Source organism: Neobacillus bataviensis, assembly GCF_019969725.1.
Map to the genome: position 1 here is coordinate 20,476 of NZ_JAHXYW010000003.1, position 15,471 is coordinate 35,946.

Here is a 15,471-nt window from a genome sequence, read left to right on the forward strand (position 1 = left end):
AGGCAAATTCAATTAGTTACTTAAGATTAACAGATTTTTCTAGATTAAGGAATTCAAATGATTATTTTAAACGTAGACCTATGAAACTATTAAAAAAATTGACTTAACAGGAATAGAATTGCTACAATTTTTATCAGATAATTCCTAATATTACAAAATCAAAAAAACTCAATCAATGAAGAGGGGATTTTTAAATGACACTGATCAATTCTGTTACAGGACAAGTTGATCCTTCCGATTTAGGGTTGACGTTAGTGCATGAACATATGCGTGTTCGTTCTGAATCTGTCTATGTCCAGTTTCCACATTTGTATGATGAAGAGAAAGAGTTTGCTAAAGCAGTGGAGCAAGTGAACAAAGTTAAAGCGCTTGGTGTTAAAACCATTTGTGATCCCACTGTGATGGAACTTGGCCGTGATATCCGTTTTATTGAAAGGGTCGCACGTGAAACTGGTGTTCAAATCATTGCTGCAACCGGAATCTACTCTTATTACTATATCCCGCCGCACTTTCAGAATCGTAATATTGATTATATGGCGGATTTATTTATCCGGGATATTGAAGTCGGTATTCAAAATACATCCATTAAGGCTGGCTTTTTAAAATGTGCCACCGATGCACAAGGGATTACTCCAGATGTTGAAAAGGTTATTCGTGCAGCGGCACGAGCTCATAAACGGACAGGTGTTCCGATTATGACCCATTCACACCCAAAAAGCGGAACAGGCTTAATGCAGCTTGAAATTCTTCGAGAAGAGGGAGTGGATCCAAAACGGGTACTTATTGGACATACTGGAGATACCGATAACATGGAATATATACTGAAGGTTCTCGAATATGGTGCTTTTATTGGAATGGACAGATATGGGTTAAATAGGGAATGTACCACCGAAAATCGAAACACGACCGTTATCGAATTAGCCAAACAAGGCTATGCAGACCGCATGTTCTTATCACAAGACTATTGTTGTACCCTTGATTGGTATCCAGAAGGTACAGCTGAGAAAATGAACCCTAAATGGACGATGAGCTTTGTTCTCGAAGAGATTATCCCGGAATTAAGAAGAAATGGTGTAACCGAGGAACAAATTAATGTCATGATGGTTGATAATGCCCGCCGTTGGTTTGAGGGGTATTAGCTTAGGACTTTAGGACTACCAAAATTTACAGCTATCTTCCAATTTGGATACATGATATATTTATTTCGTAAGTTCTTAACGGAACTTCTTAGTCCAACAAGGTAGCTAAGAACTTGGTCAGGGCGGGAACGCAGCAGCCATAACTAGTGAAATTGTGTGGGCTATTACATAACGTCAAATCAAAAACGCTAAACTCTTGTCATTTTAAGCCGTTCGGTTGAGAGGGAGAAAAGTATAATTCACACTTAAAAAAATAAATAGTTTAACAAAGTAATTAGCAGGCCAAATCACAAGGCCTGCTTTTTTCTTTTTGAGTACCCACAAAGAATAGTCATATATAAAAACAAGTAAAAAGCAGTGGATTTCACACCAGAAATCGCACTGCTTTTAGCATTATTAAGAGGGTTTGTTTGTAGTAGTACAAGGAGTTGCAGAAGCAGCAGTTCCTATTTTCATTTGTGATTTTTCAAAAAAATGGTGAAATTCCCCCAAATTACAAAGTTCGATTATTCAGTTATAATTAATTGATGATTTTAAAAATTTTGATAAATTTAGGTTTATATTGGAATAGCAATTTTAACCCTTTCTATTTGTTTGAGATATTACTTCCACGTTATTAATGATAACGAATTTCGCAGTTCTATTACGATATTAACACTCGTATTTGCATACATATTCAATTAATGGTGCTTATGTTCAATAAGAAATTTTAATGGCGATAGGTGAACTGTCGTTTTTTAATTAACTACGGAGAGGATGGATGGAATGGAACAGGATTATAACTATTACAAGAAAATATTTGCAAGTACACCTAAACCATTTGCGTTTGTCGACTTCGATTTATTGGATGAAAACATTGAAAGGATTGTTACAGCAGCAGCACAAAAGAACATTCGAATTGCGACGAAATCCATTAGAAGTGTTTTTATCTTAAATTACATATTGAAGAAACATGCGCAATTTCAAGGTGTGATGTGTTTTACGGCCAATGAATCCATGTATCTGGTGAACGAAGGAATTGAAGATATTTTAATCGGCTATCCAATTTGGGATTCAGAAGCTGTGGCGCAAATTTGTCAGCTCAACCAACAAGGAAAAAGGATTACCTTAATGGTTGACTCTGTCGAACATGTCCATCATCTTAACAAAATGGCCGAAGCGTTCAATGTAACCCTCCCGCTCTGTCTAGACATTGACATGTCAATGGATGTTACGGGGCTTCATTTCGGCGTATGGCGCTCACCTATTCGTAGTGTAGCGGATTTGAAAGAAGTGGTTGAAAAAATAATTGAATCTTCGTCTGTTTGTTTGGTAGGTGTAATGGGATATGAAGCCCAAATTGCTGGTGTTGGTGACCACTATCCGAAGCAAATGGCCAAAAATACAATGGTTACATTTCTAAAAAAACAATCGATTAAGCAACTTGCTGAAAAACGAGCTGCGACGATTCAAATGATTGAAAACTACGGGATTTCCCTTCAGTTTGTGAATGGCGGGGGGACGGGCAGTTTACATACAACTACAAGTGAAGACGTTGTAACAGAAGTAACAGTCGGGTCGGGTTTTTTCTCCCCAGGGTTATTTGACAATTATCGCGATTTTCATTACAAGCCAGCGGCAGGCTTTGCGATTGAAATTGTTCGCAAGCCTGATACCCACATATTTACATGTACTGGAGGGGGTTACATTGCATCAGGAGCAGTTGGAAACGATAAACTGCCGAAGCCGTATTTACCAGAAGACGCACAGTTATTGTCCCTTGAAGGAGCGGGAGAAGTACAGACACCGATTGTTTACAGGGGGACTGAAAAATTAATGCTCGGGGATCCTATTTTTTTGCGCCATGCGAAAGCTGGTGAGCTTTGCGAACGATTTAATCATCTTTATTGTGTTTCAAAAGGTGAAATTGTTAATAAAGTAACCACTTATCGGGGGGATGGTCAATGTTTTCTTTAAAAGAAAATCAAGAAACTTGGAAAAACTGGTCTGGAATTGTTCAAAGTAAACCATCACATCTCGCTTTTCCTGCAAGTGTTGAAGATGTCGTTTCGTTAGTAAAACGGTGTAAAGAAGAAGGACAAGGGATTCGTGTGGTTGGTTCGGGACACTCATTTACGCCCGTTGTGCATACAAATGAAGTTCTTGTTTCACTTGACCATCTTGCGGGTGTCGAAAAAGTGGATGCAGAATCACAAACAGTTGGTGTTTGGGCAGGAACGAAATTAAGCGATTTAAGCGCAGCTCTTCATGCACAAGGCTGGGCGCAAGAAAATCTAGGTGATATCGATAAACAATCGATTGCCGGGGCAATCAGTACGGGAACGCATGGAACCGGAATGAAGCTTGGAAGTATTGCGACACAAGCGGTTGAAATCCAAGTCGTGACAGCTGCTGGGGAAGTATTGACTTGTAATCGTGAGAGTCATCCTGAACTTTTTAGAGCTTTGCAAGTTTCACTCGGGATGTTAGGGATTATGGTGAAAGTAACGTTGCGCGTCATACCGGCGACTGTTCTCACATACGAAAGTAAACGGTTATCCTTAGATGAATGTTTTGAAAATTTAAAGGAGTTTAGAGATCATTATCGCAACTTCGAGTTTTTCTGGTTTCCGCACACGGATACCGTCCAAGTTAAGTTGATGAAAGAAGCAACCAATCAATTACCCAGCAATCGATTTTGGCGTGATTTGAACCAAATGGTCATGGAAAATGCTTTATTTGGCGCGCTTTCGCGTGTATGTCGAACCGTTCCAAGCATGAGTAAAACCATCAGCCGTTTGTCAGCTAAATTTGTTGATACAGGAAAAGATGTCGGTTATACACATCAATTATTTACAACCACTCGTCTTGTTCGTTTTAATGAAATGGAATATAGTGTTCCAACTGTATGGATGGAAACGGTTGTTCGTGAAATTCATCAACTTGTCCAGGAAAACGGCTATCACGTTCATTTCCCTGTTGAATGTCGCTATGTGAAAGGTGACGATATTTGGCTTAGTCCAGCGTACGGCCGAGATTCTGCGTATATTGCTGTTCATATGTATAAAGGAATGGCTCATGAAAAATATTTTGCTGATGTCGAGGCGATTTTTCGCCGTTACAATGGACGACCTCATTGGGGGAAACTTCATACACTTCAGGCAGATGATTTAACAACACTTTATCCAAAAATAGAAGACTTCAAAAAGATTCGTGAACAGCTTGATCCTAATGGTATGTTCTTAAACGATCACTTAAAAAAGTTATTCGCAAACGAGTAACAAGCAAATAGGAAGGGTGGGGTGTTATGGACCGGGATATTCCAATGAGTATTAAAATGGGGCCGAAATCTTTTAAAGAAATTAAAGATTTAGATGAAGGGAAGCAAATTGACGAAGGAGGACTACTAGAGTTACTGAAATTTATTGATTACCGCCTTGACTGTGCAGATTTTAGGATGGTCACCGTTTTAAGAACCTTGTATTCTTATTCGCCTCTTTTGACGGACAGCACGATTCAAAAGATGAAAAATACCATTTTGTCATTCAAGTACTGGATGGATGAACCGGGTGACGACTCCATGTGTTATTGGTCTGAAAATCACCAGATCCTATTTTTTTCGTGTGCATATGTTGCAGGCCGTTACTACCCAAATGAGCGATTTATTAATTCAGGTTTAACGGGGGCGCAACTGAGTGGGAAGTTTAGGGAAAAAATTTTGATTTGGTTGAAACATCGTTTTGAACACGGTTTTATTGAATGGCACTCCAACACGTATTATGAAGAAGATATTGCACCTCTAGCTTTACTCATTGATTTTGGTGATGAAGAAATTCGTAATAAAGCGGCAATTATTATGGATTTAATTTTGGCAGATATGGCGATGCATTTATTTAAAGGTTTGTTTTCGGTTACCAGTGGGCGCTGTTACGAATTGCAAAAACGTGAACCGTTAACACAAGATGTGCTTCAAATTAATGAGTTTTTATTCGGAAACCGGTATACGCAAGAATTAGATTATACACGAATTAGTGCCAATCTTTTTTTATGCAAAAATTATGAGCTGCCAAAAGTCATTTTTGAAATGGCGAACGATCAAGAGCCTAGCGTAATTAAAACAAGTATGGGACATGATTTGGACGAACTTGAGCAGCTTCGTGCTGAAAAAGGCGAAGAGACGGCTGGCTATATTCAATGGGCAATGGAAAGTTTTACAAACCCGCAGTCTATTCGCGAAACGATGCGAATGTTTCGAGACTACAACATGAAGGCAAATGATTTTTTGAAGAATTTAAGAATGCTAGATATAAAGTCTCTTAGTTTTTTATTGCCCTTCGTGACAAAGATATTAAATCCAGTGTCAAACGGTGTCGCCATTCAAAAGGTGAACTCTTATACCTACCGGACAGCCAAATATATTTTATCAACTGCACAAAATTATTATCCGGGAACATTTGGAGACCAACATCACATCTGGCAAGCAACCTTAAATAAGGACATTTGTATTTTTTCAACACATCCAGCTGCGCCGATTTTTGATGACAATGCACGAAACTTTTCGCCTTCCTATTGGGTTGGAAACGGCATTCACCCTCATAGTGTACAGTTTGAAAATGTCCATTTGTCAATATATAAAGTGGATCAACGAAAGGGCTTTATGGAAAAGCAGCGAATTGAATTCACCCATGCGCACTTTCCCATCGATCGATTTGAACAGGCGCATATTGAAGGAAGGTACGCGTTCGGTACAAACGAAGGCGTTCACGTTGCATTAATTGGTGGAGGTGACTTTACCGTTAATCCAAATGACCGTTATGACCTCATTCAACATGGTAAAGTGACCTATTGGATATTTGAAATTTCAGATTCAGGTGAAAGTTATGAGCAATTTCAAAAACGAATCAAAGAGACTAATATTCACTTTGAAAAGCTGACACTAAAATATAGGAATTATACGCTGAAATATAAAGATAGCCTTTATGTAGATGGAAAGCGGATAGAGGATCAATATAGGCAGTTAGAATCACCTTATGGCAATTTTGACAGGGGAGCGAACGAGCTGGAATTTACTTGCAAGGGGCATCGGTTAAAGCTGAATTTTGATTTGGGGGTTAGAGAGCAAAAGTAAATAGCTGAAACGGAGAGGATGCTATGAAAAAGATCACGAAAAAAGAGATGATTGCGTTTGCATCAGGTGATCTGTTTGGCGGCGGTGCCCAGCTGATCATTGGCTTTTTCTATTTAAGATTTTTGACAGATGTTGTCCGCATTAATCCTGTTCTTGCTGGAACCGTTATTTTAGTATCCAAAATATGGGATGCTATTGCTGATCCTGTAATGGGAGTTGTGACAGATAATACGCGAACAAGGTTTGGCCGAAGAAAACCTTATATATTAGCGGGTTTTTTTCTCATCGTCATTGCCTTTACGCTCCTCTGGTTTGCGCCGAATTTTGATAGTATACTAGGGAAATTTTTATTTGTGTTGTTTAGTTACATCTTTTACTCAACCGTTTCTACGATTGTAACGATTCCTTATACTGCCTTTTCAAGTGAAATTAGTCAAGACATAAAAGAGCGCGATCAGGTGAACGGAACTCGCTTATTTTTCTCGCAGGTTTCCTCCTTGATTGGTGCAGTCTTACCGATGGTTATTGTAGGGATGTTTCCTGAGAAAACAGGGTATTTATTCATGGGGCTTATTTTCAGTATTTTCTATGCTATTCCCTATCTTGGGATATTTCTTTTGTGCGAAGAGCGTGTACCTATTCCTAAAGAAAAGCGCCGGTTTAGCTTAACCGAAATCATTTCTCCTTTTCGAGTAAAAACGTATCGCTCCTTAATGGGGATGTATTTATCCGCCTTTTTCGTCATGGATGTAGTAAGCGCCGTTTTTACGTACTATATGACCTATTTGATTCATCGAGAAGATTTACTCGAATTTGTACTCGGGACCATGCTCATTACGCAAATCATCATGTTGTTTTTTGTCGTCATGCTTGCTGGAAAGATAGGTAAGCCGAAAACATACATGATTGGCGCAGCGATTTTTATTGTTGGCACAGTTGCTCTTGGGTTTTACCGTAACAGTTGGCCGATTGAAACGATATTTATGATATCGGCAGTTGTTGGGTTAGGGTTGACGGCTTGTATTGTGATTCCGTGGGTGATGTTTCCTGACGTTACCGATGTGTCGCTATTAGCATTTGGTGAGCGTCGAAGTGGCTCATTTGCCGGATTTATGGCATTTTTACGAAAGGTATCTTCCGCTTTTGGTATCTGGACGATTGGTTTAATGCTTCAACTTTCTGGCTATATGCAGCCGGGTGAGATGATTATCCCTAAAAATGCAACCGCTTTCATCAATAAAGAAGCGATGTTAATAGTTGATTTGCAAAATGATGGAAACGATGATATTCGAATCGATATGAAAATGCAACAAGTTGAATTGCTGACAAATGAAAAAATGGACTATGTTTTTGACAAAGATGTCTTGAAAATACGCCTAAATAATGAACAGAAAGACAGTATGATTGTCGAGAAGGGACTGAAAGTAACCGATGTTTACGATTTCAGTAAGAATTCAACTTTAAAATCGGTAAATTTCTATAATCAGCCGGAGTCATTTATGACAGGATTGCGAATCATTATCTTTGTCTTGCCGTCGCTTTTACTATTGTTAGCTATTTTTATCGCTCGAAATTATCCGCTAAGCCGTACTATTCACGAAAGGCTTTTAAAATTTTACGAACAAAAGAATAAAAACAAGGAAGAGGAAGAAGAACTGAAAAAATGGTTAGTTTAGTTTGGAGGATGCCAATGGATCAGTTGTTTCCAAAAATATTAGAGTTAGCTGATGCGACCACGAAACGTCTTGTACCGGAGAAATTACCGTGGATGTGGGGGGAAGGGTTACTGATGCACGCTCTTGGTCAGCTGAACGACCTTTTAGGTGATGCGCGTTATACAGATTACATCAAACGATACGTTGACTTTCATCTAAAAAAAGGGCTTCGCGTTGATCAGTCGGATACGTTAGCGCCGATTTTGGCGACGTATTATTTAAGTAAACATTTTGAAAATGAAGACTATCGTTCGGTAACTGATCGAGGCCTTACCTATATTAAACACTCAAAAAAAATTATCCACAATATGCCAAACCATCTGGGTCACTCACTTGAAGGAAAATTTTATCCGAAAAGTATTTGGGTCGACTCGATAATGATGTACGGAGTGTTTACTAGTCTTTATGCGAGAGAACAAGAAGAAGAGTGGCTTATGGAGTTTGCTAAAATTCAGCCAGAGCTATTCGAAAAATATTTGAAAGCTCCGGACGACAAATTGTTTGTTCATAGCTATTGGGTTCGGTTAAAAAAGCAGTATCCACAAAAGCTTTATTGGGGGAGAGGGAACGGCTGGGTTGTCGGTGCGCTGCCAATGTTAATAGATAACTTGGAAAACGGTCAAGAGCGCAACAAAGCAATCCGTATTTTACAAGAATTAAGCGAGGCATTAATTTCTTATCAACGACCAGATGGCTATTTTGAAACATTGCTTAACAAACCAGGAACAACCAAAAAAGAAAGTAGCGCAACAGCTTTAATTGCCTCGGGGTGGATGCACGGTGTTCGTTCTGGTTACCTCGATCGCAACTATTTGGAACCTGGTTTGAAGGCGTTTAAGGCAGTCGCCGCTGATTTAGATTTCCGAGATGGACTCATCAGTTTAGGACATATTAGCGGTCCGACGATTCCAATTCCTATTTTTCCAAAGTTAGGCTACAAGCTGCAATATACGTTTCAAAGATCAAGAGACTGGAGCTACGGACTTGCTGCATTATTTTTTGCAGGAATTGAATATAAAAAATTGATCATTGAAGGAGTAATCAAATGAAACTTGACCTTACTTGTCATTGAGTTTAGCGTTTTTTTATTGTCCCATAATTCCGGAATAACAAACGTCAAATCATAGTAAATTTTATAGATTCTCCAATTTTAATAAAGGGGTTTTATAAAATGAATCGATCAAATCTACGAATTATTGATCTAAGTGTGCCATTGGACAATAAAGCAAAAGAGCCATTTCCACCGGAGATTATCTATGAATCGCATGAACAGGGAGCAAAGCAGGCCGCTCAAGTTTTAGGTTTGAAACCTAGTGATTTCCCTGACAATGCGGCCTGGGCTGTCGAAACAGTTACGTTAACCACACATACCGGTACACATGTGGATGCTCCTTGGCATTACGCTGCCACTACTGCAGGTAATCCGTCTCGAACGATTGATGAACTTCCCCTGGAATGGTTCTACGGCAATGGTGTTCTTTTTGATTTTAGTCAGAAACCACCAGGGTACGAGATTGTGATTAGTGATTTTGTAAAACAACTGGGAGAAATGGACTACCAATTGCAGCCGTACGATATAGTCCTGGTCCGAACAGATGCAGATAAAAAATATTATCAAGAAAATTATGCGGCTGTCCATGCAGGTGTTTCCGCGGATGCAACCAGATGGCTGATTGATAAAGGGATTAAGGTAATGGGAACGGATGGATGGGGATGGGATATTCCGCTCTATAAACAAGCCGAAGATTATAAAAATAATCCGCGCGATGGAGTCCTTTGGGCGGCCCATTATGTTGGAAAAGAGGCTGAGTACTGTCAAATAGAAAAATTAGCAAACCTGGAATTACTCCCACAAAGATATGGCTTTAAAGTAGCCGTATTTCCGATAAAAATAAAAGGAGCCAGCGCAGGGTGGGCTCGGCCAGTTGCTATATTTGAGTAGGTTTTGTCAAGGTCTAGTCCACTGCAACCACAAGTAATTTTCCTCATTAAAAAATTGTTTATTCTTTTTTTGAAAACTTTGTCTTGATTATTATCAAAAACCATTATAGAATAAGAAAAATCGAAAAATTCAAAATTAAACACAATGATTGGGATTATTAAGGAATATTTATTGCTAAGAGAGCTGTCGGCTGGTGAAAGACAGTCAATAAATTCCCCAACTCGCCCAGGAGTGGTAAGGCTGATAGGTAGGCCTTAACGGTTGACCACCGTCATCAAGTCGTAAAGTGGATTCGTATAGTTCTTATTCGAATCAAAAAGAGTGGTACCACGTAGGCAAAGCCTGTCGTCTCTTATGAGATGATAGGCTTTTTTATTTTTAAAAAAATGAAAAGGTGGCCGTGACGATGAAAAATGTTGAAAAGTATACAAGAGGATATTTTATGCCCCCGGTGAAAAGTATGAAATGGACACAAAAAGAATACATAACAGAAGCTCCGACTTGGTGCAGTGTGGATCTAAGAGATGGAAATCAGGCACTGATCATTCCAATGAGCCTTGAAGAGAAGCTGGAATATTTTCAAATGCTTGTTGAAGTGGGCTTCAAGGAAATCGAAGTTGGCTTTCCTGCTGCATCTGAAACGGAATTTGCTTTTTTACGCACGTTGATTGAGCAGGATTTGATTCCGGAGGATGTTACGGTCCAAGTTTTAACACAATCAAGAGACCATATTATTGAAAAAACCTTTGAAGCCCTCCGCGGAGTGAACAAGGCAGTAGTCCACCTTTACAATTCAACATCTGTAGCACAGCGGGAGCAGGTATTTAGAAAACCGCAAGAAGAAATCATCGACATTGCGGTAACCGGTGCGAAATTGCTGCAAAAATATGCGGCGGAAACGGAAGGGAACTTCCAGTTTCAATATTCTCCTGAAAGCTTCACAGGTACAGAGATGGAGTTCGCGCTTGAAATATGCAACCGGGTGTTAGATATTTGGCAGCCTACAGCTGATAACAAGGTGATTATCAACCTTCCAGCGACGGTGTCCATGTCTATGCCACACGTTTACGCAAGCCAGATTGAATTTATGAGTGACCATTTACACTACCGGGAAAACGTAATCCTGTCACTTCATCCACACAATGACAGAGGAACAGGTGTGGCCGATGCAGAGTTAGGAATGCTGGCAGGGGCACAGAGAGTCGAAGGAACACTGTTTGGAAATGGGGAAAGAACAGGCAACGTCGACATCGTCACACTTGCCATCAACATGTTTTCGCATGGGGTGGACCCGAAGCTTCATTTTGAAAATATCCGTGAAATTATGGAAAAATATGAGAAATTGACGAGAATGAGGGTGCATGAAAGACACCCATATGCTGGTGAACTTGTCTTTACGGCCTTCTCAGGCTCCCATCAGGATGCCATTGCCAAAGGAATGAAATGGCGTGAAGATGAAGAGCGGCAGTATTGGACCGTACCGTATCTATTAATTGATCCTATGGATATTGGCAGAGAGTATGAAGGGGATATCATCCGCATTAACAGCCAATCCGGAAAGGGCGGCATTGGGTATATACTGGAGCAGCATTATGGGTTTGATCTTCCTGCTAAAATGCGTGAAAGCTTTGGATATAGCGTGAAAAATGTATCGGACCGCCTTCACAAGGAGCTCATGCCGAATGAAATCCTTGAAATATTCCAGGAACAGTATGTGAATATCCATACCCCTGCAGAGTTTATCAAATACAGATCGACACAAAAGGAACACTACGAAACAATCGTTTCCGTCCGGATCGACAACGAAGTTCATGAATTTATCGGTACGGGGAATGGAAAACTGGATGCCATCAGCAACGTTATTCAAACCAAACTGGGCATCCATTATAAAGACTTAGTCTATAAGGAACATGCGCTCGAAATAGGCTCACAATCTAACGCTGTATCGTATGTTGGTGTTACTGCCGAGAATGGTGCGGTTTATTGGGGCTGCGGAATTGACGCTGATATTATGACGTCCTCAGTAAAAGCATTGTTTAGTGCCATTAATAACATGATTACAAGCGAAAATCTTGCAATTGAAGGAAGATTTTCAATTTCAAAAAAATAAAAAACGACTAAAAGGCCTGTTACGTAAAGCAGGCCTTTTTGTTATTTACTTTTTTTGGTATCTACAAAAATGAAGCATTTTGTAATAAACTTAACATTATATTGATATAACAAAAATATATAATATAGTCTTTCACTAAGTCTAAATTTCAAGGGAGACATCATGATTCCAAAAGTGCCTTGGAAACTAAATATTTCATTGGAAAATGCCAGTCCATTTCGCTATGGATTTTTTATCATATTATTTCTCTTACCATTTATTAATTATCACTTTACCCTCTCAAAGGAAGTTGAATTGTTTCCCCTTTATCTGATTGCCCCCATATTTTTAGGGATCGGATTTTGGGACAAATCAAAGTTGTTTTTAGTTTTCTTTTCAACTGTTATCGTTATTTTTCGACTGTACCTTTCTCAAGAGCCAACAAGTAACATTATAAATTTTATCATTCTAACATTTGTGTACATTTTGATCACATTTATTTCGGTTCATTTAACAAAAATTTACCGAAAATCCAACCGAAATAAATTAGAATTCATATTATCGCTTGCAAAATCGCTGGATTCAAGAGATCCTTACACGGCAAGTCATTCTGAAAAGGTAGCCAAGTATGCATTGATGATTGCAAAAGAACTGAAATTATCAAATCGTCAGTGTGAAGCAGTCTATATTGGCGGTTTACTGCATGATATAGGAAAAATTGGTGTTCCCGAACATATTTTATTGAAACCAAGCCAATTAACCAATGAGGAATTCGACGTTATTAAAAAGCATCCTGTTATTGGGTATAAAACGATGGAACATGTTTCTTCATTTAAAGAAAATGGCGTATTGGATATGGTTCTCTATCATCATGAAAGGTACGATGGGAAAGGTTATCCATACGGAAAAAAGGGAGAAGAGATTCCATTAGCCGCCCGTATTATTGCAGTTGCCGACACGTTTGATGCCATGACCACTAGAAGAGTTTACCGAAATCATATGGATTTGGAATATGTGTATAATGAGATTAACTCTAATAAGGGGCTGCAATTTGACCCTTTAATTGCAGATGTCTTTTTAAAGATATTGAAAAGGCAAGGAACAAAGATATTGACGGATACTTCGGACGAATTGGATAAAGAAGGGATGAACTTAATCCTGAATGAACAGTTTGGGTGAATCAAATTAGAGCGTTTCTACATTTGTAGAAACGCTTTTTTGCTATCTTTTTTAAATTATGAACAATGTGTACCCGTTTGCATACACTTTTCATGTAATGGATTAGATTTTTGTTATAGAGGAGATGGAGAAATGAACTTCGAGAGGCAAAAAGCAAATATGCTGGCAGAAAATATTAAGGACTTTATCCAATTCGTCGATAAAAGTTATCAAAATAAAAACAGCTTTCGCTTTAATAACGATAAATTGTATCAGGTTAAATTGATAATAGAGGACTTTAAATTCCAAATCATAGCGGATGAACTACTTCGAATAAATGAATTCGACTGGAATGAAAAGTACACTCATTATTTAGTCAGTCAATTTCAAAAAGGGATCAATATAATTGATGAATTTGTTCATAATAATAACAATGACCTATTCCTCCTAATGGCCAGACTGCACACTTTAAAGAGCCTAAGTGGTGCTTTTAACCTTCAGGATAATCTAACAGTTGTTTAAAAATAAAAAAGCCTGTAAACAGGAGTTTACAAGCTGAAACCAATTTATTATTTTGCAAATACATGATGCCCAATGGTTTTCACAACGGTACGTGTTCGAATCCACTTATCGGATGTAATTTTTGGATTATAAAAATATAGGGAATCACTTAAACGATCTGTTCTTGTTAGAGCTTCTTCAACCGCTCGCTTCGAGTCATCTGATGCCGGTTTATTTATTTCCCCGTTTTGGACTGGTGAAAAGGCATAGACATCGCCTACGACTTGTTTAATAACACCCGTAACGGTGTTTGGAAATTGAGGAGAATCAACGCGGTTTAATACGACTGTTGCAACAGCTAGTTTTCCTTCATAGGATTCACCTTTTGCTTCCGCTTCGACTAACCGTGCAAATAAATCTTTCTCTTCATTAGAAATGGAAACAGCCGGCTTTTCAGGTTCTTGTTTAACCGTTTCAGTTTTCTTTTCTGCCGTTTTTACGTCTGACTCTTTTTTAATGATCTCTATTTTAGGTTTATTATCTTGTTGTGAATCCACAGTGGTTTTGACTTCCTGTTGTCCAGGCTGATAAAGATTCTCTTCATTTATTACTCGATTTTCGGTAATCGCCTCAACCGGATTATTTTGCTGTATTAAAAAGGTAAATGTAGCTACACAAGCTACAATGATTGTCTTAATAGAAGTTTTTTTCATGTGTGCTACCTCCCGGAATTTTTGTCTGATATAACACTAACATGAAAATATACCTGTATTACAGAACGGTACGGTTACAAATCTTTATAGTTTGATGTACAACATTACAGGAAAGATGGAAATATGACATTGAGCCTATATTCCTGTCATATTCTAGGAAATTGTACGAAATAGAGGAAGAACCTGCCATAAAAAAATACTGCAGCTAAAGATAGCATGCAGCATTTTCTAGTATCTAACTTAAATACTTGTAATAATCCTGTGAATGGTAGCTTCTAAATCCGCAAGTTTCATAGAGTCTAAGGGCATGGGCATTTTTGGCTTCCACCTCTAAGAAACTGGAGAATCCTTTTTTATCTTCCTGTAATACAACTTTTGATAGGGCTTTTCTGCCAATCCCTTTACCTTGAAGTTCGGGAAATACCGCGAAACCATAAATCCATGCTTCGCCATCCGATTCAGAAACGCGCATTTTCCCAGCCGTTTTTCCATCTGCTTCAATGATGAGATTTTCTTCTCCGCTGTTCTCGCGGATTGTCTGGTTAAACTCCCGAGCTTCTTTTTCACTGAATCCAAAGCAAGAGACCTCCAGTTGTATTTCCGCTTCCCAATCCGCTTCTGATACCGACGGCCTTAAGGTAACAGCTGGATCTTCGGATAATTCGGTTTTCTGCCATTTCATTTGATATTCTGAAAAAGAATAAGTACAAGTAATGGTATTTAAAAATTCTTTTGCAGATTCCGATCCGGATGAAGCATTTAACAAAATCGTCGTGGCATTATGTTTTTTAGCCTCCGCAAGTCCCATTTTCAGTAAGCTTGAAAAAATCCCTCTTCTACGATAATCCGGATGAACCATCCCGCAAAGCTCTACTTTATTTCCAAATCCATAGCTCCCTAGGAAACCGACAAGCATGCCGTTTTCATAATGGAAGAAATCTTCCTTACGATTTTCGGTGCGGTTCTCTAACATATCAAAATTCAGCTTCAGCTGAAATCCTCCATCTTTTTCACAAATCTCCTCTAGTGCTTTGATTTCTACAAGTTGTTCTTTCGTCAGCATTTCATTCACCCCTGTTCCTTGTCCAACTATACCTATTCTTTTCT

Annotated in this window: 12 protein-coding genes, 1 other RNA gene and 1 other annotated feature; of the genes, 11 read left to right on the forward strand and 2 right to left on the reverse strand. The window is 38.8% G+C overall.

The window, feature by feature from the left end; genetic code table 11:
- Positions 1-194: 194 nt before the first annotated feature.
- From LC455_RS08570 to LC455_RS08620, 11 genes are all read left to right on the forward strand, one after another.
- Positions 195-1,139: a phosphotriesterase family protein gene (locus LC455_RS08570; protein WP_223589909.1), complete on the forward strand. Its 945-nt coding sequence runs from the start codon at positions 195-197 to the stop codon at positions 1,137-1,139.
- 86 nt (positions 1,140-1,225) lie between these two features.
- Positions 1,226-1,309, forward strand: an RNA gene (ffs, locus tag LC455_RS08575) — signal recognition particle sRNA small type.
- Positions 1,310-1,904: 595 nt separating this feature from the next.
- On the forward strand, positions 1,905-3,095 hold the full coding sequence (locus tag LC455_RS08580) for an amino acid deaminase/aldolase (RefSeq protein ID WP_223589910.1): 1,191 nt from the start codon (positions 1,905-1,907) through the stop codon (positions 3,093-3,095).
- Entirely contained in the window at positions 3,083-4,399 is a 1,317-nt protein-coding gene (locus LC455_RS08585) for a D-arabinono-1,4-lactone oxidase (RefSeq protein WP_223589912.1), read from the forward strand. The genes LC455_RS08580 and LC455_RS08585 overlap by 13 nt, the downstream gene beginning before the upstream one ends.
- A 26-nt stretch (positions 4,400-4,425) precedes the next feature.
- Complete coding sequence (locus tag LC455_RS08590; RefSeq protein WP_223589914.1) at positions 4,426-6,246, forward strand: hypothetical protein; 1,821 nt, start codon at positions 4,426-4,428, stop codon at positions 6,244-6,246.
- A gap of 23 nt (positions 6,247-6,269) precedes the next feature.
- Complete coding sequence (locus LC455_RS08595) at positions 6,270-7,922, forward strand: MFS transporter (RefSeq protein ID WP_223589915.1); 1,653 nt, start codon at positions 6,270-6,272, stop codon at positions 7,920-7,922.
- A 14-nt stretch (positions 7,923-7,936) separates the two neighbouring features.
- Positions 7,937-9,010, forward strand: a complete 1,074-nt coding sequence (locus tag LC455_RS08600; RefSeq protein WP_223589917.1) for a glycoside hydrolase family 88 protein — start codon at positions 7,937-7,939, stop codon at positions 9,008-9,010.
- Between the two features lie 122 nt (positions 9,011-9,132).
- The gene (locus tag LC455_RS08605; RefSeq protein WP_223589919.1) at positions 9,133-9,903 is read left to right on the forward strand and encodes a cyclase family protein; all 771 of its coding nucleotides are present in this window, start codon (positions 9,133-9,135) and stop codon (positions 9,901-9,903) included.
- A gap of 135 nt (positions 9,904-10,038) precedes the next feature.
- Positions 10,039-10,259, forward strand: a binding site (T-box leader).
- 50 nt (positions 10,260-10,309) lie between these two features.
- A complete protein-coding gene (locus LC455_RS08610) occupies positions 10,310-12,013 on the forward strand; it encodes a 2-isopropylmalate synthase (protein ID WP_223589921.1) in 1,704 nt (567 codons plus the stop codon).
- 162 nt (positions 12,014-12,175) lie between these two features.
- Positions 12,176-13,171: an HD-GYP domain-containing protein gene (locus LC455_RS08615; RefSeq protein ID WP_223589923.1), complete on the forward strand. Its 996-nt coding sequence runs from the start codon at positions 12,176-12,178 to the stop codon at positions 13,169-13,171.
- A 132-nt stretch (positions 13,172-13,303) separates the two neighbouring features.
- On the forward strand, positions 13,304-13,672 hold the full coding sequence (locus LC455_RS08620) for a hypothetical protein (RefSeq protein WP_223589925.1): 369 nt from the start codon (positions 13,304-13,306) through the stop codon (positions 13,670-13,672).
- Between the two features lie 47 nt (positions 13,673-13,719).
- Here LC455_RS08620 and LC455_RS08625 read toward each other — a convergent pair whose 3' ends face one another.
- Positions 13,720-14,364, reverse strand: a complete 645-nt coding sequence (locus tag LC455_RS08625; RefSeq protein WP_223589927.1) for a cell wall hydrolase — start codon at positions 14,362-14,364, stop codon at positions 13,720-13,722.
- A gap of 235 nt (positions 14,365-14,599) precedes the next feature.
- Positions 14,600-15,427: a GNAT family N-acetyltransferase gene (locus LC455_RS08630; protein ID WP_223589928.1), complete on the reverse strand. Its 828-nt coding sequence runs from the start codon at positions 15,425-15,427 to the stop codon at positions 14,600-14,602.
- Positions 15,428-15,471 lie beyond the last annotated feature (44 nt).